At 40.2% G+C, this 25,980-nt stretch carries 26 protein-coding genes; 15 read left to right on the top strand and 11 right to left on the bottom strand.

The genetic code is table 11. The features are described 5' to 3' along the window. Positions 1–22 precede the first annotated feature (22 nt). The 10 genes from ACE1CA_RS22405 to proC all read left to right on the top strand — a co-directional run bounded on the left by ACE1CA_RS22405 (position 23) and on the right by proC (position 11,265). Entirely contained in the window at positions 23–490 is a 468-nt protein-coding gene (locus ACE1CA_RS22405) for a Rieske (2Fe-2S) protein (RefSeq protein ID WP_413281662.1), read from the top strand. A 289-nt stretch (positions 491–779) separates the two neighbouring features. Then, positions 780–3,638, top strand: a complete 2,859-nt coding sequence (locus tag ACE1CA_RS22400; protein WP_486517486.1) for a diguanylate cyclase domain-containing protein — start codon at positions 780–782, stop codon at positions 3,636–3,638. A 6-nt stretch (positions 3,639–3,644) separates the two neighbouring features. Then, the gene (locus ACE1CA_RS22395) at positions 3,645–4,355 is read left to right on the top strand and encodes a tRNA1(Val) (adenine(37)-N6)-methyltransferase (RefSeq protein ID WP_413281660.1); all 711 of its coding nucleotides are present in this window, start codon (positions 3,645–3,647) and stop codon (positions 4,353–4,355) included. 82 nt (positions 4,356–4,437) lie between these two features. Continuing rightward, entirely contained in the window at positions 4,438–5,358 is a 921-nt protein-coding gene (locus tag ACE1CA_RS22390) for an RpnC/YadD family protein (protein ID WP_413281659.1), read from the top strand. A 159-nt stretch (positions 5,359–5,517) separates the two neighbouring features. Then, positions 5,518–6,879: a ribosome biogenesis GTPase Der gene (der, locus tag ACE1CA_RS22385; protein ID WP_413281658.1), complete on the top strand. Its 1,362-nt coding sequence runs from the start codon at positions 5,518–5,520 to the stop codon at positions 6,877–6,879. A 250-nt stretch (positions 6,880–7,129) separates the two neighbouring features. Continuing rightward, positions 7,130–8,089, top strand: coding sequence for an energy-coupling factor transporter transmembrane component T family protein (locus ACE1CA_RS22380; protein ID WP_413281657.1), 960 nt, complete (start codon positions 7,130–7,132; stop codon positions 8,087–8,089). Positions 8,090–8,394: 305 nt separating this feature from the next. Further along, the gene (gene pipX / locus ACE1CA_RS22375; RefSeq protein WP_413281656.1) at positions 8,395–8,664 is read left to right on the top strand and encodes a transcriptional coactivator PipX; all 270 of its coding nucleotides are present in this window, start codon (positions 8,395–8,397) and stop codon (positions 8,662–8,664) included. Beyond that, positions 8,661–9,341, top strand: a complete 681-nt coding sequence (locus tag ACE1CA_RS22370) for a YggS family pyridoxal phosphate-dependent enzyme (RefSeq protein WP_413281655.1) — start codon at positions 8,661–8,663, stop codon at positions 9,339–9,341. Before pipX ends, ACE1CA_RS22370 begins: the two co-directional genes overlap by 4 nt. A 386-nt stretch (positions 9,342–9,727) precedes the next feature. Continuing rightward, positions 9,728–10,339, top strand: coding sequence for a cell division protein SepF (locus tag ACE1CA_RS22365; protein WP_413281654.1), 612 nt, complete (start codon positions 9,728–9,730; stop codon positions 10,337–10,339). A 125-nt stretch (positions 10,340–10,464) separates the two neighbouring features. Beyond that, positions 10,465–11,265 (top strand): pyrroline-5-carboxylate reductase, encoded by an 801-nt coding sequence (gene proC, locus ACE1CA_RS22360; protein ID WP_413281653.1) that lies wholly within the window; start codon positions 10,465–10,467, stop codon positions 11,263–11,265. Positions 11,266–11,434: 169 nt separating this feature from the next. Here proC and ACE1CA_RS22355 read toward each other — a convergent pair whose 3' ends face one another. From ACE1CA_RS22355 to ACE1CA_RS22335, 5 genes are all read right to left on the bottom strand, one after another. Further along, a complete protein-coding gene (locus tag ACE1CA_RS22355) occupies positions 11,435–11,623 on the bottom strand; it encodes a DUF433 domain-containing protein (protein WP_413281652.1) in 189 nt (62 codons plus the stop codon). 37 nt (positions 11,624–11,660) lie between these two features. Beyond that, positions 11,661–12,320 (bottom strand): glycerol-3-phosphate 1-O-acyltransferase PlsY, encoded by a 660-nt coding sequence (gene plsY, locus ACE1CA_RS22350; RefSeq protein ID WP_413281704.1) that lies wholly within the window; start codon positions 12,318–12,320, stop codon positions 11,661–11,663. Positions 12,321–12,628: 308 nt separating this feature from the next. After that, positions 12,629–13,774 (bottom strand): DUF3086 domain-containing protein, encoded by a 1,146-nt coding sequence (locus tag ACE1CA_RS22345; RefSeq protein WP_413281651.1) that lies wholly within the window; start codon positions 13,772–13,774, stop codon positions 12,629–12,631. A gap of 23 nt (positions 13,775–13,797) precedes the next feature. After that, a complete protein-coding gene (locus ACE1CA_RS22340) occupies positions 13,798–14,184 on the bottom strand; it encodes a DUF3119 family protein (protein ID WP_413281650.1) in 387 nt (128 codons plus the stop codon). Positions 14,185–14,335: 151 nt separating this feature from the next. After that, complete coding sequence (locus ACE1CA_RS22335) at positions 14,336–15,133, bottom strand: MlaE family lipid ABC transporter permease subunit (RefSeq protein WP_413281649.1); 798 nt, start codon at positions 15,131–15,133, stop codon at positions 14,336–14,338. 170 nt (positions 15,134–15,303) lie between these two features. Here ACE1CA_RS22335 and ACE1CA_RS22330 point away from each other — a divergent pair, with 170 nt between their 5' ends. Continuing rightward, positions 15,304–15,594: a hypothetical protein gene (locus ACE1CA_RS22330; RefSeq protein ID WP_413281648.1), complete on the top strand. Its 291-nt coding sequence runs from the start codon at positions 15,304–15,306 to the stop codon at positions 15,592–15,594. A gap of 149 nt (positions 15,595–15,743) precedes the next feature. On the opposite strand, the gene ACE1CA_RS22325 is transcribed toward ACE1CA_RS22330, so the two are convergent. Then, on the bottom strand, positions 15,744–16,532 hold the full coding sequence (locus ACE1CA_RS22325; protein ID WP_413281647.1) for an Rpn family recombination-promoting nuclease/putative transposase: 789 nt from the start codon (positions 16,530–16,532) through the stop codon (positions 15,744–15,746). 66 nt (positions 16,533–16,598) lie between these two features. Continuing rightward, on the bottom strand, positions 16,599–18,233 hold the full coding sequence (locus ACE1CA_RS22320) for a Ppx/GppA phosphatase family protein (RefSeq protein WP_413281646.1): 1,635 nt from the start codon (positions 18,231–18,233) through the stop codon (positions 16,599–16,601). 250 nt (positions 18,234–18,483) lie between these two features. On the opposite strand from ACE1CA_RS22320, the gene ACE1CA_RS22315 reads away from it, so the two are divergent. Beyond that, complete coding sequence (locus ACE1CA_RS22315; RefSeq protein WP_413281645.1) at positions 18,484–19,365, top strand: 4-hydroxybenzoate solanesyltransferase; 882 nt, start codon at positions 18,484–18,486, stop codon at positions 19,363–19,365. Here ACE1CA_RS22315 and ACE1CA_RS22310 read toward each other — a convergent pair. Both ACE1CA_RS22310 and ACE1CA_RS22305 read right to left on the bottom strand, forming a co-directional pair. Continuing rightward, entirely contained in the window at positions 19,362–19,964 is a 603-nt protein-coding gene (locus tag ACE1CA_RS22310; RefSeq protein WP_413281644.1) for a hypothetical protein, read from the bottom strand. The two genes, ACE1CA_RS22315 and ACE1CA_RS22310, sit on opposite strands and share 4 nt — an antisense overlap. Before the next feature lie 587 nt (positions 19,965–20,551). Then, positions 20,552–21,520 carry a DUF389 domain-containing protein gene (locus tag ACE1CA_RS22305; RefSeq protein ID WP_413281643.1) on the bottom strand — a complete coding sequence of 323 codons (969 nt, stop codon included), beginning with the start codon at positions 21,518–21,520 and terminating at the stop codon, positions 20,552–20,554. Positions 21,521–21,542: 22 nt separating this feature from the next. Here ACE1CA_RS22305 and ACE1CA_RS22300 point away from each other — a divergent pair, with 22 nt between their 5' ends. Beyond that, entirely contained in the window at positions 21,543–22,034 is a 492-nt protein-coding gene (locus tag ACE1CA_RS22300) for a TIGR00725 family protein (RefSeq protein ID WP_413281642.1), read from the top strand. A gap of 36 nt (positions 22,035–22,070) precedes the next feature. On the opposite strand, the gene ACE1CA_RS22295 is transcribed toward ACE1CA_RS22300, so the two are convergent. Then, positions 22,071–22,967, bottom strand: coding sequence for a hypothetical protein (locus ACE1CA_RS22295; protein WP_413281641.1), 897 nt, complete (start codon positions 22,965–22,967; stop codon positions 22,071–22,073). Between the two features lie 505 nt (positions 22,968–23,472). Here ACE1CA_RS22295 and ACE1CA_RS22290 point away from each other — a divergent pair. Continuing rightward, positions 23,473–24,231 (top strand): OmpA family protein, encoded by a 759-nt coding sequence (locus ACE1CA_RS22290; RefSeq protein WP_413281640.1) that lies wholly within the window; start codon positions 23,473–23,475, stop codon positions 24,229–24,231. Positions 24,232–24,407: 176 nt separating this feature from the next. Further along, positions 24,408–25,415 carry a methionyl-tRNA formyltransferase gene (gene fmt, locus ACE1CA_RS22285; protein ID WP_413281639.1) on the top strand — a complete coding sequence of 336 codons (1,008 nt, stop codon included), beginning with the start codon at positions 24,408–24,410 and terminating at the stop codon, positions 25,413–25,415. 77 nt (positions 25,416–25,492) lie between these two features. On the opposite strand, the gene ACE1CA_RS22280 is transcribed toward fmt, so the two are convergent. Beyond that, positions 25,493–25,855, bottom strand: a complete 363-nt coding sequence (locus ACE1CA_RS22280; RefSeq protein ID WP_413281638.1) for a DUF6464 family protein — start codon at positions 25,853–25,855, stop codon at positions 25,493–25,495. Between the last annotated feature and the right edge of the window lie 125 nt (positions 25,856–25,980).

Genomic DNA, 25,980 nt, shown 5'->3' with positions numbered 1-25,980 from the left:
AAATAAATCATGGGAAAAGACTATGAATCGTCGTGAATTTTTAGGCTGGGTAGGTGTTGGCGCAGTGGCGAGTTCTTTACCAGTGGCGATCGCCACTTGTTTACCCGACTCTCACAATTCAGCTAACGCAGAAACTCCCCTAACAAATACATCTTCTACTATTGCTCAATCTAGCGGTTTTAAATCCGTTGGTACGGTAGCAGCACTAGACAAAGATGGGCAAATTCTCAATAAAAAATCTCCTGTTGGCCCTGTTTTAGTAATTAGAAATCCCAATGATTCTAACAGTTTAATCGCTGTTAATCCTACTTGTACACATGACGGTTGTACAGTCAAATGGAAGAAAAGCGAAAAGATGTTTGATTGTCCTTGCCATGATGCAGAATATAGCGCAGATGGTAAAGTTTTACAAGGGCCAGCTAAGAAACCTTTGGCAACTTACCAAGCGAAAATTGATGGTAGTTCTGTTGTGGTGAAAGCAACTGCTTAGTGTCGATCGGTTCTGAGATATGGCTTAATTAAATCACAGCCATATCTCTGTAACGCTTATTGTTCGATATCGAAAAATTTAGCATTAAAACTTTTAGCAATCAAAGTTGGTTATTTCCTCATACTAGAAAATTTACTTTAGACGCATAGTAATTGACCGATATTATACTTCTTACGAATTTTTATAAAATTTACCTAAGTTATGTGTTATTTTATGTGCAATTTTGCATAGAACGAGTTTATCGAAAAAAATTGTATTAAATAGTACAGTAGATCTTACTATTATTACTATGTTCCTTAGTTATATGTCTGGTGCTAATTTTACTTTGGAGCAAATACTCGATCGCATTAGGGAATTCACTCAGCGAACTCACCAGTACTTTAACTTGAGTGAGATTTTGAGTTTTACGGCGCAGGAAGTTAGGGAAGTATTGGGAAGCGATCGCGTCGTAATCTACCGTTTTCTCCCCGATGGAGATGGAGTAGTAGCAGAAGAGTCTGTCAGTCCCGAATGGCAAGGAATTATCGGACAACTAATTTATGACCCTTGCTTCAATACTGACTGGAAAGCAGAGTATCAACAAGGGCGAATCAGTATTTTAGAAGACACTGATGCTCAACCTCTGGAACAATGTTACAAAGATTTATTAACCAGTTTGCAAATTCGAGCTAATTTGGTTGTACCAATTTTAGTGACGCGCCAACGACTGCAAGAAAATGTCATCACTTCTCCTGATATTTGGGGTTTATTAATTGTTCATCAGTGCAGCAGTCCTCGCCAATGGCATTCTTTAGAAATTAAATTTGTGCAATTGATTACAACACAAGTAGGAATTGCCTTGCGACAGTTAGAAGTGCAACAGCAATTAAGACAACAGAATAAATTGCTAGAAACAGAACAAGTTGTTTTACAAGCACACCAAGTTATTGAAAAAGAACTGCACGGTCAAGAAGCGCTTTTGCGTTCCATGACTGATAGTTCGCAGTTGGGGTTTTATGTTGTGAATAATCGCAACGATGAAATTTTATATTTTAATTACCGCTTTTGCGAAATTTGGGGAATTGAATATTTAGCAGAGAAAATGCAGCGAGGCGAGGTAAAAAATAATGATATTATTCCTGATTGCGTGCGGTTAATTGCGGATGTTCCGGCATTTGCAGAAAGTTGTAAACCATTGCAAAGTGAAGAAAACCGTTGCACAATTGAAGATGAAATTCTGTTTGTAGATGGGCGGACAATTCGCCGCTTTTCTAGTCAAGTTCGAGATATTTACGATCGCTATTTTGGCAGATTATATATTTTTGAAGATATTAGTCAGCGCAAACAGTTAGAAAAATCTCTCCGCTTAACTGATTTCTCTTTTGAATCTTTATCTCTTTCAGTAACTTGGTTTGACAAAAATGGCAAAGTTTTGCGCCTTAATCAAGCTGCTTGTCGATCGCTAGGTTATTCTCGTACCGAGTTAGAATCAATGTCCGTTTATGACTTCGATCCAGATTGGTCTCAGGAGTTATGGTCAAAAGCTTGGCAAGTACTTAAAAAACGCCAAAGTATTACTTTTATTTCTCGACATCAAAGAAAAGATGGTCAGATTTTCCCAGTAGAAATTAGCGCTAATTATATCAAGTTTAATGATGAAGAATATGTTTTTGCATTTGCTGAAGATATTAGCGATCGCATCGAAGCTGAAGCAGCATTGCGAGAAAGTGAAGTGCGTTGGCAATATGCCTTAGAAGGAAACGGAGATGGAGTTTGGGATTGGAATATTCAAACAAAAGAACTTTTCTCATCAGGTCGCTGGAAAGAAATGTTAGGATTTGCTGGAGATGAAATTGGCAATAAGATAAATGATTGGGAAATTTTGGTTCATCCTGATGATATTAAACAAATTTATCAGGAACTTGAAAAGCATTTTTGCGGGGCAACAGAACAGTTTACTAACGAATACCGACTGCAATGTAAAGATGGAACTTATAAATGGATTTTAGCTCGTGGTAAAGTTATTGAGCGCACAAAAAATGGCGTTCCTTTGCGAATGATTGGGACGAATACTGATATCACTGAACGCAAACTTATGGAAGAAACTTTAAAACAACAAGCGGAAAGGGAAAGGATGATTTATGCGATCGCCCAACACATTCGTCAATCATTAGATTTAGAGCAAATTTTAAATACTACAGTTGATGAAGTCAGACAATTTTTGCAAACCGATCGAGTAATTATCTATCGTTTTAATCCCGATTGGAGTGGCGTAGTAGTTAAAGAATCAGTTGCCGAAGGTTGGCTAAAAATTCTCAATATGGAAATCACCGATACTTATTTTGTCGATAGACAAGGAAAGTTATATGAGGACAATACAATTCGAGAAATTCCAGATATTTATCATGCAGGTTTCGATCCTTGTCATATAGAATTATTGGAAAAATTGCAAGTAAGAGCCAAGTTAGTTGTACCTATTTTACAAAGTGATAATCTTTGGGGTTTGTTAGTAGCACATCATTGTAGTTCCCCGCGTCAATGGTATCCTTGGGAAAGCGAACTTCTGCAACAATTGGCGATACAAGTAGCGATCGCAATTCAACAATCAGAACTACACCAAAAATTACAAATCGCTAACAAACAGCTGGAAAATTTAGCCTTAATCGATCAATTAACTCAAGTTGCTAATCGCCGCTGTTTCGATCGTACACTTTCTGATGAATGGACTCGTTTAATTCGCGAACAACGCCCTTTATCTTTACTCCTTTGTGACATTGATTATTTTAAACAATATAATGATAACTACGGTCACACCGATGGAGATGTTTGCTTAAAACTTATTGCCCAAGCCTTGAGAAAAGGAGTGCAACGCCCGATCGATTTAGTAGCCCGTTATGGTGGCGAAGAATTTGCCATTATTTTACCCCATACTGATAGTAATGGTGCTGTAATAGTTGCCCAAAAAATTCAACAAGCTATCCAAGAATTGCATCTTCCTCATGTTGCTTCCATCGTCTCAAAATGTGTAACAATCAGTATCGGAATTGCCACAAAAATTCCCACATTGGAAACAGTCCCTTTAGATTTAATTGAAGCAGCCGATCGCGCCCTTTACCAAGCTAAATCAACCGGGCGTAATCGTTTTTTTATCGAGATTCCCGATTCATAAATTCTCATGCCCAATCCTTTCTTTCGCTTTAAAAGATTTACTGTATTTCACGATCGCTGTGCCATGAAAGTCGGCACAGATGGAGTTTTATTAGGTGCATGGGCAAACATTACAAACACCCAACAAATTCTTGATATTGGTACAGGAACAGGTTTAATAGCATTAATGTTAGCCCAACGTTCCTCCGCCCAAATTGATGCAGTAGAAATTGATTTAGATGCCTGCAATCAAGCCAGAGAGAATATTCAAAATTCTCCTTGGTCAAATCGTATTCAAGTATATCATAATTCTATCCAAAATTACACAATTAATTGCCCAAAACGCTACGATTTGTTAATTTCCAATCCCCCATTTTTTATTAATGCTTCCAAAGCTGCGATCGAAGCCAGATCCCTAGCCAGACATACTGATTTTCTAAACCAATTAGAAATATTACAAACTGCCGAAAAACTCCTTTGTGAACATGGCAGATTAGCGATAATTTATCCAACGGAACAAGCAGAAATTTTTCAAGAAAAAGCCGAAAAATTGGGATTTTATTGTCAGTGCAAACTCCATGTAAAATCAACCTTAGAAAGTCCGATCAAACGCATATTACTCGAATTTGGTAAAAGTCAATTAGAATGTCAAGAAAGTGCGATCGTAATAGAAACAGCGAGACATACTTACAGTGCCGAATTTGTGAATTTAATAAAAGACTTTTATTTAAAGTATTAAAATAAAATTTATTTAGTCGAGTCACAGAAACAATATGGGACAAAATACCAAGAAGAGGTTTAATTGGTAAAAAAGTATAACTATGCCTAAATCAGCAGATATCGGTAGCAAACGCCTAATTAGCCTTGCACCCCAGCGTTGGGTACAATGGGTAACACAAATACCCGATGTCCAAATTAGAGAAATCATCACCTCTGAATTCCAATGGATTAGTCGTGAAAGTGACGTATTAGTAAGTGCTTATACACCTGAAGACGGAGAATTTCTCGTTCTCAACGAGTTACAATTACGTTATAAAGCGCAAATGCCGCAAAGAATGAGAGCTTATGCAGCCTTAGCAGAAGAACACTATAATAAACCGACTTATCCAGTATTAATTAATATCTTACCCCCAGCAACTTCCCTCTCAATTACTAACCGCTACGAATCAGAATTTAGAGGTTTAATTGCTCGACAAGACTATCATGTAATTAACCTTTGGGAAGTAGAAGCCGAAATAGCCTTTCAACAACCCCTGACTTCACTAATTCCCTTTGTTCCCATACTCAAAGGAGGTGGTGAAGAATTAGTTGTGCGACAAGCTTTACAATTTTTGCGAAGTGACGAAAAATTAAACGATTTAGAACCTTTGTTAGCCTTTTTTGCTAGTTTTGTGTTAGAAATTCCTTTAGTTCAGCAAATAATGAGGTGGGATATGGCAGTATTACATGAATCTCCTTGGTATCAACAAATATTGCAACAAGGGATGCAACAAGGGATGCAACAAGGAATACAGCAAGGGATGCAGCAAGGAATACAGCAAGGAATACAGCAAGGGATGCAGCAAGGTTTAAAGCAGGGGCTTCTTTCTGGGATTGCTTTAGGTTTGGAACTAAAATTCGGTGCGGAGGGATTAGAATTAATGCCAGAAATTCGTCAAATTCTCGATGTGGCAAAATTAGAGGCAATTCAGTCAGCAATTAAAACTGTTAATAGTTTGGATGAATTGCGTCAAAGTTTATAGATAATTGGGAACTTTACTGAAGAAAACTGAGACAAAGATGTAAATACTTTGGGTTTTTTCAAGTTTTTGGTGCTAAACCACAACTACATACAGTGAACTAATAGTTAGAATAGTAAGGTTGAACTCTCAACACCATTACTGCCTCATTGCTTTTTAATCATGCCATTGCCTGTAGTCGCTATTATCGGTCGCCCGAATGTGGGCAAATCAACCATTGTCAACCGTTTGGCAGGGGGAAAAGATGCTATTGTTCATGATGAGCCAGGTGTAACACGCGATCGCACTTATCGCCATGCTTACTGGTGCGATCGAGAATTTACCGTTGTTGATACTGGTGGTTTAGTTTTTGACGACGACACCGAATTTTTACCTTTGATTCGCGAACAGGCAATGGCAGCATTAGCCGAAGCAAGTGCAGCTATATTTGTAGTAGATGGGCAAGCAGGGCCAACAGCAGGAGATGAAGAAATCGCAGAATGGTTACGCACGCAAAAAGTACCCATTCTTTTAACAGTTAATAAATGCGAATCCCCCGATCAAGGTTTAACTCAAGCTGCCCAATTTTGGGAATTAGGATTAGGCGAACCTTACCCTGTTTCTGGAATTCATGGTAACGGTACTGGGGAATTACTCGATCGATTAATTACTTATTTGCCACCCATTGAAGAAGTAGACGACACCGAAGAAATAAAAGTGGCGATCGTCGGTCGTCCCAATGTAGGAAAATCAAGTTTATTAAACGCTTTTGTTGGCGAAAATCGGGCTATTGTTAGCCCAATTTCGGGAACTACTAGAGATGCGATCGACACAGTTATTCAACACAACGACAAACAGTTTCGTTTAATTGATACCGCCGGAATTCGCAAAAAGAAAAACGTCGAATATGGCCCAGAATTTTTCGGCATTAACCGCGCCTTCAAAGCCATTCGTCGTGCCGATGTTGTCCTATTAGTAATAGATGCCTTAGATGGCGTTACCGAACAAGACCAAAAATTAGCCGGACGCATTGAAGAAGAAGGTCGGGCTTGTGTAGTTGTCGTCAATAAATGGGATGCAGTAGAAAAAGATTCCTACACCATTTATGATTATCAAAACGAACTACAATCGCGGTTGAATTTTATGGATTGGGCTGAGGCAATTTTTGTTAGTGCCCAAACCGGACAAAGAGTAGAAAAAATCCTCGATTTAGTAGAAGTTGCCGCCGCCGAACATAAACGTCGGGTATCCACTGCGGTAATTAATGAAGTAATCGAAGAAGCCTTAAGATGGCATAGTCCACCTGTTAGCCGTCAAGGTAAACAAGGGAAACTTTATTATGGTACACAAGTCGCCAGCGAACCACCAACGATCGTACTTTTTGTCAACGATCCCGAACGTTTTAATGATAACTATCGCCGCTATATTCAAAGTCAATTTCGCAAGCAATTAGGCTTCAAAGGTACACCATTACGGTTACTTTGGCGAGGAAAGAAATCCCGTGAAATAGAAAGCGGCAGTAAAAACCGTGCCACTCGTGTTTAAGATTGTTCATAGCTAGTGGTAAAAAGTAGTAAGTAATGATAAACAAAGAGAACTCCGGCAAAAACAGATAACTTCCATATACCATCTGCGTTTATCTGCGTTTATCTGCTTACATCTGCGTACTAAAAAAGAACTCCGGCAAAAACAGATAACCTCCATATACCATCTGTGTTTATCTGTGGACATCTGTGGTAAAAAAAATATTTGAGACTTTTGCAATGACTCAACTAACCAATGACAAAGGACAAAAATGGATTTACTAAAAACACTACCTTTAGGGCTTTACTTAGAACAACCAATTACTTGGTTACATAAACTCGATCCTAGAGTAAAACTTGCTTGGGTAATGAGTTTTTTGTTTGCGCCAATTTTAGCAAATTCTCTTTGTCGAATTGGGTTAGTGTTATTATTAATTTTACTTACCTTAACAGCCAAAATTCCTTTGCGAGTGTGGCGACAACAAATGGGTTGGTTGTTAATTTTAAGTTTTCTAGTGTTTATTTTAAGCGCGATCGCACCAGACGGACTAGCAGTAAGCTATCAACCCAGACTCCCGGAAAATGGCGTAATTCCTGTTACTCCCCCAACTCCTCAAGCAAGAAACAATCAAACTCCAAAAATTACCCAAACACCAACTCCAGAAGTAAAACCTTGGAATTTTTCCAAATATAATTATGTCCTATTCAAAAGCGGCCCATTTACCGTTACTCGCAGGTCTTTAGAGTTAGCAATTCGCGTTAGTACTTTATTATTCACCTTAATTTATAGTACAAACCTGTTCTTATTAACAACCGCACCGGAAGAAATTACTACTGGAATTGAAAATTTAATGCAACCCCTGCGAAAATTGAATTGGCCTGTGACCGAAATTGCGCTAACATTAACATTATCTTTGCGATTTATTCCTTTAGTATTAGAAGAAATTCAAAACTTGGTGCGATCGGTCTGGACAAGAGCAATTAACTGGAAAAAATTAGGCATTCGGAGAAGCATTAAAGTTTGGTTGATGGTTGCAGAAAGATTGTTACAAAACCTGCTATTACGTGCCGAACAAATCTCTAGCGCTATGAAAGTACGGGGTTTTACTACCCCCAATCAACATCAAGTCCAATGGCATCAATTGCGCTTTTTAAGAATAGATTGGTTAGCAATGGCAGCACTAACGATATTTTGGGGAATGCGCGTAATTTGGGGTAATGGATCGCTGTGAGCGATAATTTAGTAGCAAATGACACCATCAATTATTAGTCATAACTCCTTGTCAAATAGCAATCTGCTACTTTCATCAAATGACACTAATTGCTATAGAGTAATTAATGGGTAAGAGAAATTAACTACTTTGGATAGCGAGAGTAAACAGACAAGAGCTTTGTTTGGTGACAGATGTAAGCAAAAAGTTTATACTTCTTGGCAACAAAGCGGTTACTATTTCCTCCCATAGCTGCACTCATCCGTCCTACCATGTCAATTCTTATAGCTAGAACCAGTTATTAATTAACCCACTTTGAAGAATTAATGAGTAACGAGACTTACCTAAATCATCCGACATTTGGCCTACTTTACCGAGTTTGCGTATTGGAGGAACATAAAGAGTTATATACTACACTTTATGCCCAACGCTTATTTTTTTTAGTAATGACCTCTTCTTCAGGGTTGACTTGCGAACCTATTAGCCGTTCCGACTCGCGGTTGTTGGTGGAAAATCGCTTAAGAATGTTAAGGCATGCAGGTCAGACTGAAGAATACGATAAGCTGATTTTGATTCACCAGCGCACTTTTCAATGAGTTCCTCTCAACTATCTACTATTACCGATCGCATTGCCACAGTTCGCCAACAACTACCAGAAACCGTTCGCTTAATTGCTGTTAGCAAACAGGTACCAGTAGAGGCAATGCGGGAAGCATACTCAGCAGGCATCCGCGACTTTGGTGAAAGCCGTTTGCCAGAAGCCGCCCTCAAACAATCTCAGCTGCAAGATTTACCCGATATCACTTGGCACTTAATCGGGCATTTACAAACCAACAAGGCAAAAAAAGCCTTAGAACATTTTCAGTGGATTCACTCTCTAGATAGTTTAAAATTAGCTCAGACATTGGATCGTTTGGCAAAATCTATGTCAATAAATCCTCAAGTTTTGCTGCAAGTAAAACTGCTACCCGACCCCAATAAGTATGGTTGGACGGAGGAGGAACTGTTTGCAGATTTACCAGCGCTTAATGAGTGCCAAAACTTACAAATCAAAGGCTTAATGACTATTGCTCCCCTGAATTTAACTGAAGAGGAAACTTTGAAGTTGTTTCAAAATACAGGCTCCCTAGCAGCGAAAATTCAGCAGCAAAATTGGTCACATATTCAAATGCAAGACTTGTCAATGGGAATGTCGGACGATTATCATTTAGCAGTCCAAGGAGGTACAACAATGGTACGCTTAGGACGCACGCTATTTGGATCGCGGTCTTGATATCGAATGGTGCTAGGGACTAATGGGCTGTAAACTAAAGGAAAAATTTATTTCTGGAAATTCAGCATTGATTCTTCTTGTTCACCTGTAGAATTAAACCAAGCATTCGCTAATATATTTGCAGCGTCAAGACGTGATAAAAAAAATAGGGTGCTTTTCGGTTCAGTACCTTAGTTGAAATCAGCGAAGCGAATCTCAGCTAAATTTGTTGGATAGCCTTGGCTAATGCAGGGGTAATCCTAGCAGTGAAGTTGGGTGGTAGCTTCACTATAAAACTCTCGCTCTATGGAGATCGTCTTCAGAGCCGCCAGTCTTAAATTGTGAGTTGGATCGCATTTAAAGTCTGGCACCTCACTTAACTCTTGTTTCAAAGGAGTGTAAAAACCGTGAATATCTTTAGCAAACTCAGGGAATTCGTTGGTCTTAATGAACCGACGACTTACGAGTACGATGAATATGATGAGGTAGATGAAAGAGGTAATTACCAAAATACCTACCAAGAACAGAATACCCAACCAACTACAGAGGAAGACCGTCGTCAACGTCGTCGGTTACGCGATCGCATGAATGTAGTACCAGAAACCACAACCACAACCACAAATATCGGCTCAACAATGAACAACGTAATTGGAATGCCTGGAGTTACCAACGGTTTTTCAGAAGTATTGGTGATGGAACCGCGTACTTTTGAGGAAATGCCCCAAGCAATTCAAGCTTTGCGGGAACGGAAGTCAGTAGTATTAAACTTGACAATGATGGACCCCGACCAAGCGCAAAGGGCTGTAGACTTTATCGCAGGTGGTACTTATGCGATCGATGGTCATCAAGAAAGAATTGGTGAAAGCATTTTCTTGTTTACTCCTAGCTGCGTACAAGTGAGCACCCAATCAGGTGTAATTCACGAAGTACCTCAAAATCCACCAGCACGTCCGACTCGGACAACTCCTACACCTACTTGGACAAATACCACTGAGCAACGTTTCATTCAGTCTCTTTAAGTAGGTAATTGGTAGTAGGTAGTGGGTAATAGGAAGAGTTGCCTTTTTGATTCTCTGAATTGAAAAATTAAAACTTAAACCCGCTACTTACTACTTAATTTCATATAACTATTGACAAATAAGAAATGACAATTAAGTTTGGTGTGATTGGCGGCGGGGTAATGGGAGAAGCTCTCTTATCCCGCTTAATTAATCTAGGAGTTTATTCGGGATCGGATGTTTTAGTTAGCGATCCTTTAGCTTCCCGGCGCAGTTTTTTGAGCGAAAAATACGGTGTTGGGGTAACAGGTGAAAATCGAGAAGTGGCGATCGCAGCTGAGGTGTTATTTTTGGCAATTAAACCGCAGGTATTTGAGGCGGTGGCGATCGAATTATCCGAAGTTCCGGCATCTTCGTTAGTGATTTCGATTTTAGCTGGAGTGCCTTTAAGCAAGTTAGAAAAGGCGTTTCCCCAGCAACCTGTAATTCGCACAATGCCGAATACTCCAGCGACGGTAGGGGCGGGGATTAGTGCGATCGCAGCTGGTAAGTTAGTCAAACCGGAACATCTCGAACAAGCAAAACGGATCTTTCAAGCAGTGGGCGAAGTGGTGGAAGTTCCCGAAAGTATGTTGGATGCGGTGACTGGACTTTCGGGTTCAGGCCCCGGTTATGTGGCAATATTAATTGAAGCTTTGAGTGATGGTGGGGTAGCTGCGGGTTTACCGAGAGCGATCGCATCACAATTAGCATTACAAACTGTTTTGGGAACAGCGCAACTTTTGAAAGAATCAGGAATGCACCCAGCTGAATTAAAAGATCGAGTAACAAGTCCTGGTGGTACTACAATTGCGGGAATTGCCGAGTTAGAAAAAGCAGGTTTGCGATCGGCAATCATCGAAGCAGTGAAAGCAGCTTATCGCAGATCTAAAGAATTAGGCGGTTGAGAAGGGGCGCAGAGGGGCAGAGCAGAGAAAAATATATATTCAAAGGGTAAATTTATCTGTATTTCATCTGCGTTTATCTGCGACTTCGGCGAGCGCTCAGTCGAGCCGTTTATCTGCTTACCCTACGGGAAGGCTATCGCCTACATCTGCGTTCTAAAATCAATCTAAATCAAGATGCAAAAATCAAAGCTTGTTGAATGTCGTCTTCTTCTAATCCTGGGAACTCTCGGAATAGTTCTTCTCGTTCAGGATAAGTTGCCAATAACTCAATTACCCGACGAACAGTAAGACGAAGATTCCGAATGCAGGGTTGTCCGTTCATGCGATTCGGATTAGTAATAATGCGATCTAATTTCATCGTAAATAACCTGTTTACCGTTTTTGACTTTTGATGTTTAACTACCCTCTAAACTTTGCTCTGTTTCTGGTACTAACTTTTGCCCAACTTTCGGTTCGGTTCCCGCAATTATCCGTTGAATATTGCTGCGGTGTCGCCAAATTACATAAACACCTGCTGCTAGGGAAAATATTAAATATGGCAATGGTTGTTTAAACAAAATCATGAATAGAGAAACTGCGATCGCACCGGAAATCGAACTAATAGAAACAATGCGAGTAATTGCCACCACAATAGCAAAAACACCCAAAGTTGCTAAACCTACTTGCCAAGACATTGCTAACAGAATGCCCAAACTTGTAGCCACAGATTTTCCACCTTTAAACTTCAACCAAACGGGTAAACTATGCCCAATTACAGCGAATAATCCAGCTAAAGTAATTAACCAAGCTAAAGATATTTGGTTATTAGTAAAAGGATAGAGCCAATTGGCTAGAGCGATCGCCAAAACACCCTTTAACGCATCAACTAACAATACAACAATTGCAGGCCCTTTACCCAAAGTTCGCAGCACATTTGTGGCACCAATGGAACCCGAACCTTGCTCCCGAATATCAATACCTTTCAACAATTTAGCAGCTAAAAAACCTGTGGGAAAAGAACCCAACAAATAAGCCACTAACACCAACCCAACACTAATAGCTATCCCCACAACAATCACCTTTTTTGAATTAAAAACTTTTAATAGTTTAGGACTGATGCACTGAACCCTGAAACCTAGATCCCCCCTAACCCCCCTTACTAAGGGGGAAAATCTGTAAAGCCCCCTTATACCAAATCCGGTTTAAATACCCCCGCTATTCTTTAGTCCGCGTAGGCGGACTTTGTTTGTGTAGTAGCGATTTCAATCGCCCAATCATACGCCAATCGGGTAGCTGACCCGGATTTGGTATTAGTAAGGGGGTTGGGGGGATCTGAGAAGGTATCTTGAATTCCCTTACCCAGTCCCCAGTCCCCAGTCCCCAATTAATACCGATCGGAAGAATAACTAGGAAATTGCGGATCGGGTGCGAAGGCTAACCAAAGAGGAAATTGCAACAGAGAAAGACTAATTTTATCTTCTGTTTCATCAATAATAATAAACGGCAAATCTCCCTCTTTAACTATTCTTTCTGCTTTGGCTGCCAAGGCTTCAGGCGCTTCAAATAAAACCAAACCTTGCTCCGGGCCAAAATCGCCGCGAGAGATGCCCAAACAGTCTTGTAAACCGCGTCGCCATTCTCCTAAACGTTCGGGACTATTTGCCAAAATCAAAGTGCGGAGGCGATCGTCATACAGATCGGTTAAAACCGAAATGATTGACGAAGCTACCAAGATATTTTGTAAGCGAGTTCCTAGCGATCGCAACGCACCTTTTCCACCCTGCGTAAAGAACCACTGAGAAGCCCTTTCCGCATGAACTGGTTCAAAAGTGCGGCGCAATTGCCAAGGCGGGCCATAATAATCTGGACGAGTGCGATACTGATCTAATAATTGGCGAATTCTCCTTGCTTGATCCTCAAAACCTTGTTCCGCAAATTGAGGATTTCCAGAAGTATTCTTTGCAGGTTTCGCCTCTCTAACTTCCACCATTTCTGAGTCATCAGTTTGGGGAACTAAATCTAATTGTTCCGCCGCCGTTGCTAAATCTTGTAAACTTCCAACTAAATAATCTTTAAAACCTTGAACGCGAATTGCTAAATCTTGAGAAACACCCGCAAAAGTCGTTTTCATTTCTTGGCGAATGCGTTCTTGGCGACGTTCTAATTGTTCTACTGCTAATTGTAAAGTTTGTCGTCGTTGTTCTAAATCTCGCAAACTTTCTTGAACTACTCGACTCATAGCAGTTTGCATTTCTGTAATTTGTTGCGTGTAGGAATCTTGCAAACTAGCAATTTGTTGTTTCAGCATTCTTTCTTGCTGCTGCAATTGGGCTACTCTTTGTTCCCAAATAGTTACTTCATTTTCTGATGAGGAATTATTTAAAATTACCACTTGATTCAAATCAGGGGTTTCGATTTCTAATGGTGTAGGAATTGGCTCAACAGTGGCAGTTTCCCTTGGTGGATCTGCCCAAGGATCGATATTTAATTCTGAGTCTGATTTTGGCAGGGGGGATGAGTCTGAATTCATTTAAACTAATAACAAAATAACAACTAATTCCGAGGACAGCGTTGCTCTAAACAGGTTTGTAGCATTTGAGGATCGAAAATAATCGGCAAAAAGTGAATGCTTTTAACTTCTTTAAAGTAGAACAAAATTGGTACAGGAGGCCAAAATAGCCGCCAATTTTGCCATTCCGAGTAAGGAAAGTTGCGAATCAATTTTTGACTTCGATACACTTCTAAAGCTGTTGGGGTAAATTTTAGCCGAATGGTGACAGTTTGGAACAACAGGAACAAACCGAAAACTGCAATTATCAAACTGAGCCAAGGTAGCACTATAACCAGAGGGATTGCGCCCAAAACTATAACTAAAGGTATGGTGTAGCTGGGAGCTAATTCAACAGTTTGTTGCGATCCGATCGGAGTAGCTGTAGTCACCGTCTTTCCTTCCTAACTTACAAACACAAACCACTACTATTTTAAATGGTCAGTATCTCATAAACCTTGCAAAACCGCACTGCCTGTTCGGAGGGAACTTTCCCAGTCCCTAGTCCCTAGTCCCTAGTCCCTAGTCCCCAGTCCCCATATCTCATAAATTTTGGAAAACTGCACTGCCTGTTCCTTGGAACATTAACCAACTCAAGAAGAAGTTGCTAATAAAGATCGCTAACAGGGCAGTGACTACGGCAGTTGTGGTTGATTGTCCCACGCCTTTGGCACCCCCGGAAGTAGTTAAACCCCAACTACAACCGATAATCGCAATTAAAGCACCGAAGCAAAAAGCTTTAATTTCGCCGCTACAAATATCCCAAACTGAGAGGAAACCTCGCACGGAATCTAAAAATACTGATTCTGAGATCCCATACAAACTCTTGGAGATGATTAAACCGCCAAATAAGCCAGTGAGTAAACTCATAAGGGTTAAAATTGGCAGCATTAGGCAACAGGCGATCGCACGGGGAATCACTAAATAGTCGATCGGATCGGTTTTTAACATATACAGAGCGTCTATTTGTTCTGTAACTCTCATCGTGCCAATTTCCGCTGCAAAAGCTGAACCAATCCTCCCAGCTAATACTACCGCAGTTAGAATCGGTGCGAGTTCGCGGGCTAAAGCTAAGGCTAAAACTCCCCCCACAGTGCTACCTGCACCCAAACTAATAAACTCTCGTGCTACCTGCACTGTAAACACCATCCCCACAAACGCAGCTGTGATCAGGGCAATTAACAATGATTCTGGCCCAACCGCTGCCATTTGTTCTATAGTGTTGCGCCGATGAATTTTGCCTTTGAGTAAATGGACTATGACTTGTCCACCCAGGAAAGTCGCCGCTACTAAACGCCTTCCCCATTTCTCTAGCTCGGAATTAGAAGTTGTTTCGCTCACTACCTAAAAGCTCTCTATACAAACTTAGAACTTACCCTACGATTTCTTAAGGAAGATTTAAGATTTTTAAACTTTCGCTCCGAATTTGGGTATAGCGCTTATTGTATATAGTGGCAGGGTTAATCGATCGACTTGCCCTAACCAGTTCATTTGCAGTGTTATTTCAGAGCATGAGTATTTTACCGAAGTTCTTTCGCTTGCTGCTGACGACTGCTTTCAGCTTCATTGCTCCAGTATTTCTGATTGGTGCGATTTTAGTTGGTCTGTTTGTGGTGGGTTTTGTTCCCGGTTTTGAGATCCTTTGTCAGTCTGGGATTGAAGGATTGGCGAAGTTTCTGGAAATTTTTGGTGATGGTTCTCCGATGGAAGGTGTTTTGGCGATCGGGTTTACTTTTGCTCTAGTCGGAGCAATTTTTGACACCTACGCTTCCTACAGATACCAAACGCTACGAGGAGATTAACCACTTCCAGCCGAAAAAATTCAAGACTCAGTGATTTTTAGTAGGATTAACACTAGGGAATTTTACCCGAAATTTCTTCTTCATTTCCAAGCTCTTAATCTCGCACTAATTTCCCAGCGTCCATTACCAAATCCCACTCTCCAAAACAGCTATTCCAGAGTAGTTTCCTGATTAGCTAATTCCTTAGCTGCTTCTTTAACTTCAATCAGATCCAAATGTAATTCTTGAGCAATTCTCTCCACACTCAATCCTAATTCTAATAACAGAGGAACCGTTTCTAATTTACCTTCCGTTTTAGCTTCTTGATAAAGTTTGCTTTGCCTTAAATTGTTTAATTCAAACATTTGCGTTAACTCCTGAATCCCTAATTTAGGGAATTTATAGGCTAAAATTGTTGTCATTAATTCTTCCCAGTTTGGTTGTTCTTTACTAAAAGTTAATTGCTGAATTTGATGAATTAAATACTCGGCTCTTTGTTGGGCTTTAGCTTCATCTTCTACGAGCAATTTTAACATTCCCAAACCTAATGATTGATTAGCAATTAGTCCTAATTCATCTAAGTAGAAACGTTTGATGTGGTCGCTTTCTATTAACCATTGATAAGGTCGAGGAACTACTGATTCAATCAGACGACGGGGGTAAATCGCTACAGCAAACCAATCTCTGTTAGATTTATTTTGATCTAGATAAAGGAAGATTTCCGTAAAAAATTGATAGTAAAAATCTTCATCGAATTGAGATTGTATTCCCACAAAATAAATTGGTTGACGGGTGCGTTTAGCAGGAATAAATATGCCATCAATTCTTTGATTTGTATCTTTGAATTCGATAGATTGAAACTCATAGCCGCTGGTTTCTGTTGGCGGGTGTCCAATCAGTTCAAAAAAGATACTAGGAAAATTTTGCAATATGTGATAAAATAGACTGTTTGTTTTCATGAACTTTTATTTTCGCAGAGCGCGGGTCGATCGCGCAATCTCAACTTCAACAAGTTATTTGTTCCCTTAACCAACAGTAACAGCAGTAGGTTCCAATTGAGCAACTAATTTCAAGTTATACTCAGCTTCAAAAGCATCCTTCTTATAATTTAAACTCCAAAGTTCTAAGGCGCAATCATCATCAGAGAAAGTTGGGAAAAGTTTTAAGCGAAATTCTGCTAACTCAGGACGATAGTCACACTCCAAGCGATGAATAGCACCAATTTGTCTTCTATCCAATGCTACCGCTATTCGCAGAAAAGCACTTAACTGACTCACCATTTGGCGATGTTCTTTGGTAGGTAAATTTCGATAGTTGTCATGTTTTTTCTTGGGCGTACTTTTTCGGTGATACCGAGCTAAATTAGCAATTAGTTCAATTTCAGTTTCCGTGTAACCAAGTAACTCGCTATAGCGAATTAAATAGTAAGAATGTTTGTGGTGTGCTGTATGACTAACATAATGCCCACAATTATGTAAAATAGCCGCAGCCCAAAGTAATTCTCTTTCTAATTCTCCCCAATTATGTAATTTTCCTTGAGTTCGATCGAAGATACTGAGGGCAAATTCTGCCACTTTTTTACTATGTGCTAAATCAACTCGATATTTTTGAGCAGTTTTAAACACGCTACGTTCTCTTACCGAACTTTGAAAGCGCAATCTATCTTCAATTAAACCATGAGCCAGCATCCAATCAACTATCACACCTTCCCGCAAACTGCGCTCGCAAATCGTAATATTTTCTGCGCCTAATAAAGTCATTGCTTCTTGTAAAATTAAAGCGCCCGGTAAAATAATTTCCGATCGCCGATCGGACATTCCCGGTATAGCGGCGCGTTCAGCATTATCCATTTTGCGAAGGCGATTTACAATTTCACCTAAATCTTTTAAGCTAAATTGATAGCCATTCAAAGGGTTAGGAATCATGCCAACTTTTTCCCTAGCGTGAATCATCGCCAAAGTTTCAATTGTCCCCGAAGTTCCTACTAAACGGGGAGATTCACCGGGTTTTAGATTAGCCTTTAAATCATCAACTGCTCTTTCTAACATTACTTGAATGTAAGCTTGCAGGTAATAGAATTCCGAGTTACTAATCGGATCGGTACTGATATATTCAGTGCTAAGTCTAACTGCACCAACTTTCGTGCTACTGAGCGATCGCGGTTCGTGACTATCTCCTAAAATTATTTCTGTAGAACCGCCCCCAATATCAATAATAATGTGGGGTTGGTTATTAAATTCCATTCCCGACAAAACGCCTAAATAAATTCTTCGCGCTTCTTCTTGTCCAGAAATTAGATCAACAAATAACCCAGTTTCCGCTTCCACTCGTTTGAGAAAATCTCGTCCATTTGGTGCTTCGCGGACTGCGCTAGTCGCCACAGCAATAATTTGTTCCGCGTTCAAAGTTTTGGCAAGTTCTCGACAACGATGTAAAGTCGAAATTGCCCTTTCCATTACTTCCGGTTTTAAATTGTGTGTATCGGGATCGCGATCGCCTAACCTAACCGTATCTTTTTCCCGTTCAATAATTATAAAAGCTGGTAATTCCGGGATAATTCGCACCACTACCATGTGAATCGAATTAGTCCCAATATCAATAGCCGCAAGAATACGATTTCGTTCCCCAACAGCACAAGCAGTATTTACCTGATTTTCCATAACAGGATTTCCTATAATAAATAATTGTATCTAGTTTCACAGCCTTAACACCCTCTATTCAGGAATAATATCAGTTTTTTCCGTACTTTCCCGACAAAGAAATGTCATCCATTAAACATTTAAAACCCAAAATGGGAATTTTTCCTATTTTTCTCTCAATATTGAACCAAAATAAAATTTTTAGCAAAATAAAAGCAAATAATGTAACGATATTTTTAGTAAAAGATCAGGATTGTATCGTAGTCGAACTATGCTCACTCAAGACACACAGCAAACCTTTCCCGGCGCAACCATAATTAAACTATTGAGATGGGATAAACCAGCGGGACGTTTAATCTTAATGATACCCGCACTTTGGGCAGTGTTTTTAGCAGCTAAGGGTACACCACCAGCACCACTCGTCGGCGTAATTGTTTTAGGGACTTTAGCTACAAGTGCTGCGGGTTGTGTGGTGAATGATTTGTGGGATCGAGATATCGATCCGCAAGTAGAACGAACGAAAGAACGTCCCTTAGCTTCTCGTGCTTTATCAATTCGCACTGGAATTGTTATTGCTATTATCGCCTTGTGTTGTGCAGGCGTGTTAGCACTTTATCTCAATCCTTTAAGTTTTTGGTTATGCGTCGCCGCCATTCCGGTAATTATTTTTTACCCCTCAGCTAAACGAGTGTTTCCTATCCCCCAATTAGTATTATCAATTGCTTGGGGTTTTGCCGTTTTAATTAGTTGGAGTGCAGCAGTAGGAAATTTAGAATTTGACACTTGGTTACTTTGGGGTACAACAGTATTTTGGACATTGGGATTTGATACTGTTTATGCTATGAGTGACAAAGAAGACGATCGCCGAATCGGGATTAATTCTAGTGCTTTATTTTTTGGTCAATTTGCCCCAGAAGCAGTGGGAATTTTCTTTTTTGCAACTGCCTTTTTGTTAGCTTGGTTAGGGATAGATATGCAGTTACATTTCGGGTTTTGGTTAGCTTTTGCGATCGCCATAGTTGCTTGGATTTGGCATTATTTCCAATTACGCAACCCCGATTTACCAAACCCCACTTACGGACAAATTTTTCGCCAAAATGTCTGGATTGGATTTGCTTTACTTGCCGGAATGATTTCAGGATTAATTTTTTAATCTAAATGGCGGGTGACTAAATCTAATCCATTAATAGTAAAGCCGTAACCACCATTTTCTGGTACATATAAAGTAATTCTGCTAATATTAGGAGTTTTACTCAGTACACCGATAAATGGTGCCAATTCCTCATCCGAATTGTCAGTATTACCAGGAACGCTAAATTTACCCAAACTGCCACTCCTATCAAAAGATTCAATTACTCCCGTGAAAGCACCAAAAAAAGCTCTTTGAATTTGCGTACCGACACCAAAAATCGGAGTAGCAAAATCAATTGTAATCGCACCGTCGGAAAATTCTAAAAATAATAATTTGTCTCCTGATGGGAATTTTCCCTTAATTTCACTCCCTTCATTAAGTCGCAAAAAAGTTCCGGGAGAACTTACTTTTAATTTAACCCCATTGTCAGAATAAACGACTAATGGACTGGAAATAAAATCAAACTCTTTACCAAAATTTTCCCAATTTACTCTATCTGTTGCTCTTAATTTTCTGCGGTTTGTAACTAACTTTATAGCAGGCATTTTTGCTGCTAATTGGATACAACTATTTCTCCTAATTTCTCCTGCTTCCGATACTTTTTTTATCGTATAATTCATAAACTTTGTTTGATTAAGTGAGTAGATGTAAAAGAGTACAGATCTCCAGAACTTATAGTTATAATCACAAGGTTTCCCTTTCTTTAGGGCATAGGTGATAGGGAAGAAAATTTCCCTAACCCTCAACCCCTTCTTCTTCCTAGTTCCCAGTCCCCAATCCCTTGGCTCAGATCTTGCACCAAGAGGCAAGAGGCAGAGCATCCATTTTTCGTTCCCAGGTTGAACCTGGGAAGGAGGATCTGGGAGGTTCTATCTCCAGGAGTGCAAGATCTGAGTTGAGGCAATCTGTAACTTGAATAAACCAGACAAAAGCGTAAAAAGTTACTGAGTTAATCTCTTCTCAATTAGTTGACTGGTATTTAAATTACGTAAATTTATCTGTAAACTCAAGCACTTTTCAGTAATTTTACATAAACTTCATAAAAATCTAGTCTCAGCTGTTTAATTTCCGATCGACCAAAAGAGAAAGTGACAAGGCTTTCAGCCAACTCGCCTGAAAAGTAGCTTTTTAAAGTTTAAGTAAATATACGCAGTACTTAGTTAATACTGCGAACAAATAATAATAGTAGAATTAACTAGAGCCAAAATTATGGTTTAGGTGATTCTACGGTATCTTTAGCTCTGACTTCCTGAATTTGGTTAACTTGAAACACCAGCGTAAAAGGTCTGCCCATTTCTTGGGAAAGAAATTCTTCTACCAGGCGGACTTGATTAGGAGTCACGCTCTTTTTCGATTGCACTCTCAAGAAAACTTCTGGTGGTTTGGCTGACCAGTCAACATCAGTCTGTTTCAGTTCCATCATTCTACCGAAAGTAATAGTTCGGTTTAGTAAAATCGTTTTGATCGTGTAGTGTAGTTGAGCTTGTCTGAGGAGTTGGAAAAAACTAATTCCCAGAGGAATCACCAAAACGCTTGCCAAAGCTAAAGTCCAACTCAAAGCATGATTGTACTTAGCATAACCAGCAATGATAAACACCAACATACAGGCGAGGATAATGCCCAAAAGATTGGTGAGATAAAGTAAGAGAGCGCCCCAACTATAACTCCAAAGTCCCTGAGATAAACTTAAGCCAACTACACAGATCGGAGGCATTAAAGCAACTGCGATCGCAGTTCCCGCAAAAGCATCGCTAATTTTCGGTCTCACCTTAGCAAAACCACTGATCGCCCCAGCAGTGACAGCCACTCCCAAATCCAGTAAAGTTGGTTCAGTGCGAGCCAGAACTTCCGAGCCAAAATCGGGTAAACCAATTACACGCCCGATCGTCCATGAGACTAGAGTAGAAAATAAAGTGGCGATCGCAAGTGATTTAGCCGCTTCTCGGAATAACTTAGGATCTCCTGCTAACGCCCCAAAAGCTGCTCCCCGTAACGGCATCATTAATGGTGCCACAATCATCGCCCCAATAATTACCGCTGCACTATTAGCAACTAAGCCAAAGGTAGCAATCAAACAAGCACCCACCGTCAGAATCACAAAGTTACTATCTAATTGCGAATCTTCCAGCAAGTCCTGCCGCATTTGTTCCACATTATCTAAAGATATTTTTGTCATATTAAAAAGTGAAAAAACTAGGATGAAAAAAACTATCATTGGTGTCATGGGGCCAGGTGCTAATGCCACAGACCTAGACTTAGAAAATGCTTATCAATTGGGAAAATTAATTGCCCAATCTGGGTGGGTTTTGCTCACAGGTGGAAGAAATGAAGGTGTAATGGATGCTGCCAGTAAAGGCGCAAAATCCGCCAATGGTTTAACCGTCGGTATTCTTCCTTCATCTGATAATACCACTACCTCGGAAGCTGTAGATATCGCAATTGTTACGGATTTAGGAAATGCGCGAAATAATATTAATGTACTTTCCAGCGATGTAGTCATTGCCTGCGGTATGGGCGCTGGAACCGCTTCCGAAATCGCTTTAGCTGTGAAAGTAAATAAAAAAGTAATTTTGTTAAATAATGATGATAATAGTAAACTTTTTTTTCAAAGTTTAGCTAAAAATCAAATTTTTATTGCTGAAAATCCGATCGCAGCTATTGAGTTAGTTACTCAGTTATTAACCACCTAAGATCCCCCGACTCCTTCAAGAAGTCGGGGATCTAGTTTACCAACTAGCTTGAGGGCCAGCCCAAGCTTGTTTAACTGTTTGCCCAAAAACGATCGGCTGATCTTCTTGTTTAGCTGCGACAGTTTTACCCCCCATATTAACCGCCCATAATTGGCGTTTTTCGTCGCCTAATTCCCCAGCTTGGAAAATCACATTTTGGGGATTCACTTTACTCCAACCTAGTAAAATTGCCGACCCATATTCGGCAGCATTACTAGGAATAACAGTATTACTGCGCCCAGTGTTGCGCTCCCAAACTACCGCATAGTCAGAAGCATCGGAAGCGCTGAGGCTACCTTCAAACTGACGCGCCAAAAGCCGATCGCCAGTCGGCGACCAAGAAACCGGAATTAAAATAGTAACAATTCCCGGCATATCCCCTGGTTCCTTAGCTTTATTCGGATTATTTGCCAAAGGAGAACTAGCCGTCACCACTTGCAACTCTTTAGTTTGCAAATTCTCCACAAACATCACACTACTAACATGACTTTTGTAGAGTTCCGGCTTAACTTGTAGTTGCACCCGACTATAAGCCGCATACTTACCATCCGGCGAAATCACAGAAGGAGTGCGGTAGAAGCGAATTCCCGAACCCTTAGAAGCACTCACCTGTTCGTGAGTTGACATCACCCATTCCCAAGGAACAGGATAAGGACTTCCCAAAGGATCGGCTTGTTCCTGAGATGGTTCTATAGCTGCTGGAGCAGTGCGAACTCCGGGAACAGTCTTTTGATTAGGTACTTCTTGGGTAGCAGGTTTTGCCTGTGCCACCTTTTTAGGCGAAGCCGACAAATTTCCCGCCACCAAAGCGGAAGCCACAAGTAGCACAGTTGCAACGGCTAACTGGCGAGGTTTAATTACATACTGACCGATGTCTAGTGAATTTTTAAACATTGAAGATTCTCTTGAAAATGCTTTTGGTGTAAGGAGGAACGGCAAAAGGAAAGGTTGAGCATATTTTATCTATATCTGAACAAATTGCTAGTCTTGGTCGTAAATTTATTTATAGTTTTTTAGCTATTTTTTCTGGTTGTTTCTCTCATTAAAAAAAACGAACAGTTTTCCTGATTCAGAAGTTCCCATTATGAGTTATGGTAGATCCCTACTTCTTTAAGAAACGAGTTGCGATCGAGTTTAACTTTTCTGAGAATTACACCCTGTTGCCTGTTGTCAGTTGCTAATTCGCTCTTAAAAAAGAAATTTAACTTTGCTCTTCTAGTTATAAGTAAATCTGATTAATTTGTAGAATGCTTGATTTACAAGGATTCCTCAGTATCCAAGCCCCAAAACTATGATTCTTCCCACAAATACGAGAGATACTTGGTTTTTTAGATCACTTGACAAAAAAGGTTCAATAGGAGTAAGTTTTTCTGGCTCCCGATCAACTTATTAAAATCACATGGGGCGATTTTTCTTAGTTTTTCTGTTTAGGTTTTTATTGTTGGTAGTGGGAGGTGGTTTCGCTGCCCTTTTAGGTGTGGCATTAGCTACTGTTTATCCAGCATCAACACCAAAAAAACCTTTGGTAGCTAGAATACCGGAATTAATTCCAGGGATAGTTACTGAGGATAATAGTAACAATCCTAACGTTGCCGTTCGATCGCAGACTAAGCCACAACTCACAAAGGCGCAAAGAAAGCAATTAGAAACAGAGTTACAACGTTTGGAAAAACAGTTAAAGACAACAGGCAACGACCCGAAACTAGGAGCCAGAATTAAAGCAATTCGGCAACAATTGCGAGTAAACTTGGCTAAACTCCCATCAGCTAGTGACTTAGCTTTGTCTAATCAACCGCTAATTAATCCTGATACATTGGTTGGGAAAATTCCTGCGGATGTTTTGTTTGAAGACAACCAAACTTTTCTATTAACTGAGGGAAAACCAGTTTTGGATAAGTTGGTAGATGAGTTAAAAAATTACCCAAGTGCAACTGTGGTAATTGGCGTACATACTGATAGTGTGGGTGAACCAATTAACAATCGTATGTTATCCTTTCGCCAAGCAGGAGCGATCGCCAAATATCTCTCCTCAATCTTAGATAAATCCTATACCTGGATACCTGTAGGTTATGGCGAAATTAATCCCCTAGTTAACGATGAAAATCAAACTAATCTCCAATATAATCGTCGAATACAAATTAAAGTAATCCCTGAGTAAACATAAAGGGGATTGGGGATTGGGGATTGGGGACTGGGGATTGGGGAAGTTTTGAGTTTTGAGTTTTGAGTTTTGAGTTAAATTTCCCTTGTCTCCTTGTCCCCTTGTCCCCTTGTCCCCTGTTCCCAGTCCCCAATCCCCAGTCCCTAGTCCCCAGTCCCCAATCCCTCGACTTAATGAAAATCATCTTTTTCGGCACGCCACAATTTGCAGTTCCAACTTTGGAAAAATTGTTAAATCATCCAGAATTTGAAGTTTTGGCTGTAGTTACTCAACCGGATAAACGTCGCGGTAGAGGTAATCAATTGATACCTTCTCCGGTGAAAGAATTGGCTGTAACTCATCAATTACCAGTTTGGCAACCAACTAGAATTAAAAAAGCTCAAAAAACCCTGGCTTTATTACAAGAAACAGCAGCAGATGTATTTGTGGTGGTAGCTTACGGGCAAATTCTTTCGCAGCAAATTCTAGATATGCCCAAAATTGGTTGTGTTAATGTTCACGGTTCAATTTTGCCTAAATACCGAGGTGCAGCACCAATTCAATGGTGTCTGTATCATGGGGAAAAGGTAACGGGTATTACTACCATGTTGATGGATGCGGGGATGGATACTGGTGCTATGTTGTTAAAAGCCCAGACACCGATCGCATTATTAGATAATTCTCAAGATTTAGCTAAAACTTTATCTCAAATCGGGGCAGATTTGTTAATAGAAACTCTATTAAAATTGCAGCGCCAAGAGATTGAACCGATTCCTCAAGATGATTTAATAGCTACTTATGCTTCCTTAATTCAAAAGTCCGATTATTTGATAGATTGGTCGCGGGAAGCGATCGCATTACACAACCAAATTAGAGGATTTTTTCCCGACTGTGTGGCAACTTTACGGGGAAATTCCCTAAAAATTACCGCTACTGCCCCCCTTGGCTCTCAGTATGGGGCAGATTTACCGCCTTCGTTACAAGTGTTAGCAAAAAACTGGGACAATTTATCTTCTCATGTTGGTAAACCGGGAGAAGTTGTCAGTCTTGCCAAGGGAGTAGGCCCCATCATTCAAACGGGAGAGGGACTTTTGCTACTTCGAGAAGTTCAAATGGCTGGCAAACGTCCCCAGTCAGGATGGGATTTTGTGAACGGAACTCGGTTAAAAGTGGGAGAAGTTTTAGAAAATGGTCAGTTATAGAACTTTATTGGTGGGTAGTTGGTAGTTGGTAGTTGGTAGTTGGTGAGAGGTTTTAGAAAATGGTCAATTATAAAACTTTATTGGGCAGCAGATGATTCATAATGACGACAGCTTACGCATGGTCCGTCTGGATTAACCGCACAACGGATAATTTCCGAACGGGCGTTAAACTGACAACTAGCGTCTCCCACTACCCACCGTCCTTTATACAAACTTCTGTCGGCAGTATTTGAGGCTGATTGGACATAAAGAGCGATTTTTTGGAGTTGATAGCCACCTAGCTTGTATTGATAGCGATGGCTGCGTTCTAGCACTGCGTAAGTTTTTCCTTCCAAATCAAGATAATTTCCGGGTTGAGGTGTCCAGTCGAGGTTGATTTTACCCAGAGAGCGACGTGGATAGGTCAGAATTACCTCTGTTGGTAATGTATCTGGTTCCATAACTTAATTTAAATGTGTTTTGTACTACATCTGTGATGTTATCGCATATCTTTACCGAAAAAGGACGACTAAGACAAGCGGGCAGGCATAGCTTCAAGACGATCGGGCGAAATTGTCATAATTCT

This window comes from Floridaenema evergladense BLCC-F167 (assembly GCF_041929205.2).
GTDB lineage: Bacteria > Cyanobacteriota > Cyanobacteriia > Cyanobacteriales > Aerosakkonemataceae > Floridanema > Floridanema evergladense.
This window is presented reverse-complemented; position numbering and strand designations above follow the sequence as displayed.

Coding starts and splice junctions, on each gene's coding strand:
- fmt (WP_413281639.1), top strand. CDS start 24,408: ATGAAAATCATCTTTTTCGGCACGCCACAATTTGCAGTTCCAACTTTG.
- ACE1CA_RS22300 (WP_413281642.1), top strand. CDS start 21,543: ATGAAAAAAACTATCATTGGTGTCATGGGGCCAGGTGCTAATGCCACA.
- ACE1CA_RS22320 (WP_413281646.1), bottom strand. CDS start 18,233: ATGGAAAATCAGGTAAATACTGCTTGTGCTGTTGGGGAACGAAATCGT.
- ACE1CA_RS22390 (WP_413281659.1), top strand. CDS start 4,438: ATGCCTAAATCAGCAGATATCGGTAGCAAACGCCTAATTAGCCTTGCA.
- der (WP_413281658.1), top strand. CDS start 5,518: ATGCCATTGCCTGTAGTCGCTATTATCGGTCGCCCGAATGTGGGCAAA.
- ACE1CA_RS22370 (WP_413281655.1), top strand. CDS start 8,661: ATGAGTTCCTCTCAACTATCTACTATTACCGATCGCATTGCCACAGTT.
- pipX (WP_413281656.1), top strand. CDS start 8,395: ATGAGTAACGAGACTTACCTAAATCATCCGACATTTGGCCTACTTTAC.
- ACE1CA_RS22395 (WP_413281660.1), top strand. CDS start 3,645: ATGCCCAATCCTTTCTTTCGCTTTAAAAGATTTACTGTATTTCACGAT.
- ACE1CA_RS22315 (WP_413281645.1), top strand. CDS start 18,484: ATGCTCACTCAAGACACACAGCAAACCTTTCCCGGCGCAACCATAATT.
- ACE1CA_RS22330 (WP_413281648.1), top strand. CDS start 15,304: ATGAGTATTTTACCGAAGTTCTTTCGCTTGCTGCTGACGACTGCTTTC.
- ACE1CA_RS22280 (WP_413281638.1), bottom strand. CDS start 25,855: ATGGAACCAGATACATTACCAACAGAGGTAATTCTGACCTATCCACGT.
- ACE1CA_RS22400 (WP_486517486.1), top strand. CDS start 780: ATGTTCCTTAGTTATATGTCTGGTGCTAATTTTACTTTGGAGCAAATA.
- ACE1CA_RS22290 (WP_413281640.1), top strand. CDS start 23,473: ATGGGGCGATTTTTCTTAGTTTTTCTGTTTAGGTTTTTATTGTTGGTA.
- proC (WP_413281653.1), top strand. CDS start 10,465: ATGACAATTAAGTTTGGTGTGATTGGCGGCGGGGTAATGGGAGAAGCT.
- ACE1CA_RS22295 (WP_413281641.1), bottom strand. CDS start 22,967: ATGTTTAAAAATTCACTAGACATCGGTCAGTATGTAATTAAACCTCGC.
- ACE1CA_RS22305 (WP_413281643.1), bottom strand. CDS start 21,520: ATGACAAAAATATCTTTAGATAATGTGGAACAAATGCGGCAGGACTTG.
- ACE1CA_RS22355 (WP_413281652.1), bottom strand. CDS start 11,623: ATGAAATTAGATCGCATTATTACTAATCCGAATCGCATGAACGGACAA.
- ACE1CA_RS22345 (WP_413281651.1), bottom strand. CDS start 13,774: ATGAATTCAGACTCATCCCCCCTGCCAAAATCAGACTCAGAATTAAAT.
- ACE1CA_RS22405 (WP_413281662.1), top strand. CDS start 23: ATGAATCGTCGTGAATTTTTAGGCTGGGTAGGTGTTGGCGCAGTGGCG.
- ACE1CA_RS22325 (WP_413281647.1), bottom strand. CDS start 16,532: ATGAAAACAAACAGTCTATTTTATCACATATTGCAAAATTTTCCTAGT.
- ACE1CA_RS22310 (WP_413281644.1), bottom strand. CDS start 19,964: ATGAATTATACGATAAAAAAAGTATCGGAAGCAGGAGAAATTAGGAGA.
- ACE1CA_RS22380 (WP_413281657.1), top strand. CDS start 7,130: ATGGATTTACTAAAAACACTACCTTTAGGGCTTTACTTAGAACAACCA.